Annotated in this window: 2 protein-coding genes and 1 pseudogene; 2 read left to right on the forward strand and 1 reads right to left on the reverse strand. The window is 70.9% G+C overall.

Features of this window, described 5'->3' with window-relative positions:
* Positions 1–248, forward strand: a 248-nt coding sequence (locus I71_RS13400; protein WP_042695357.1) for a GNAT family N-acetyltransferase, incomplete at its 5' end; no start/stop codon positions are given.
* Positions 249–282: 34 nt separating this feature from the next.
* On the forward strand, positions 283–1,047 hold the full coding sequence (locus I71_RS13405; protein ID WP_049976100.1) for an RNA methyltransferase: 765 nt from the start codon (positions 283–285) through the stop codon (positions 1,045–1,047).
* Between the two features lie 6 nt (positions 1,048–1,053).
* Here the strand turns inward: I71_RS13405 and I71_RS13410 are convergent.
* Positions 1,054–1,695 (reverse strand): annotated as a pseudogene (locus I71_RS13410) (response regulator); the annotation flags it as partial.

Here is a 1,695-nt window from a genome sequence, read left to right on the forward strand (position 1 = left end):
TCTTCGCCGACCATTTCGCCGCCTACCCCGCCCATTTCCATGTGAATGTCCGGCCGGGATGGCGGGAGCATGGTCTGGGACGCCGGCTGGTCGACCGCTTCGCCGAGGATTGCCGGGTCGACGGCCTGCCCGGCCTGCATCTGGTCACCGCCGCCTTCGCCCGCAATGTCGAGTTCTACCACCGTGCCGGCTTCACCGACGCCTGCCAGCGCGGGCCGTTGCTGTTTCTCGGCCGGCGCCTGTGCTAGGCAGGGGCATCCCCCCACCGGAAAGCCCGTTGCCATGACCCGCCCGCCCCTGCTGATCGAAAGCCCGCAGAATCCGCAGTTCAAGCTGTGGGAATCGGCGCTGGAAAGCCGCGGGCTGAAGAAGAACGGCAAGTTCCTGCTCGCCGGCCTGAAGACGGTGCCGGAGGCGCTGCGCCAGCATCCCGAGCGGTTCGAGCGGCTGCTGTTCACCGACCCCGCCCAGATCGCCGGCTGGCGCCTGCCCCCGGGGGTGGATCCGGTGCAGTTGGCCCCCGCCCTGTTCCGGACGCTCGACGTGTCGGGCACCGGCTTCCCGCTGTTGGTCGGAGGGGTGCCCAAGATGCCGGCCATCGACCTGTCGCAGCCGCCGCAAGGGCTGGAACTGCTGTGCGCGCTGGGCGACCCCAGCAACCTGGGCGCCCTGCTGCGCAGTGCCGCCGCCTTCGGCGTGTCGCGGATCGTCCTGCTGGAGGGGGCCGCGCATCCCTTCCACCCCAAATGCCTGCGCGCGGCGTCCAACGCGCAGTTCGCCCTGACCCTGCTGCGCGGGCCGCGCTGGGCGACGGTCAACGAGGCGGCCGGACCACTCTATGCCCTGGACGGCGGGGGCGAGGATCTGACCCGCTTCGACTGGCCGGCCGACATGCGGCTGATCCTGGGCGAGGAGGGGCAGGGCGTGCCGGCGGACTGTCCAGCGACACGGCTGTCGGTGCCGACGACAGGGGCCGTGGAGTCGCTGAACGCCACGGTCGCGGTCAGCGTGGCTCTGTTCGCGCGCTATGCGGCCGTCAAGGGGTAGGCCCCCCTACCCCATTACCGACGCCAGCACCCGCACCACCTGATCCGAGCCATAGGGCTTCTTCAGCACCGGTACATCGGCGAACCGTTCCGGCACCGCGGCGCTCTCGCCATATCCCGTCGCGAACACGAACGGGATCCCCAGCTCGCGCAGCCGCTCGGCCACCGCGAGCGAGGTCTCGTTGCCCAGGTTGATGTCGAGCATGCCGACCACCGGCGGGTCCTCGTCGATCAGGCGCAAGGCATGGCGGACGCCGGCTGCGGTGTTGACGCGGCTGGCGTCGAAGCTCATCAGCACGTCCTCCGTCGCCATGGCGATGATCATGTTGTCCTCCAGCAGCAGCACCGGGCCGCCGATGGAGAAATCCGCCGCCGGCACCGGCAGGCTGCTCCGGCCACCGCCCGGCAGGCTGGCGGCGACGGTGACGAAGCGGGCCGGGATCATGAACCGCGCCCGCAGGCCCGACAGGGCATAGGTCACCTCCGCCTCGCCCTGCAGATCGTGGGGGACCGAGCGCTCGATCACCGTGGTGCCGAAGCCGGTGCGGGCCGGCGCCCGCACCGGCGGAACGCCATTCTCCTGCCAGTCGATCAGCAGCCGCCCGCCCTCATCGATCGCCCAGGCGGCCTCGACCCAGCCGCTGCTGTC

The organism is Azospirillum sp. B506 (assembly GCF_000333595.1).
Classification (GTDB): Bacteria; Pseudomonadota; Alphaproteobacteria; order Azospirillales; family Azospirillaceae; genus Azospirillum.

What these genes read in the sequence shown, in the direction of transcription:
- I71_RS13405 (WP_049976100.1), top strand. Translation starts at nt 283, where the DNA reads ATGACCCGCCCGCCCCTGCTGATCGAAAGCCCGCAGAATCCGCAGTTC.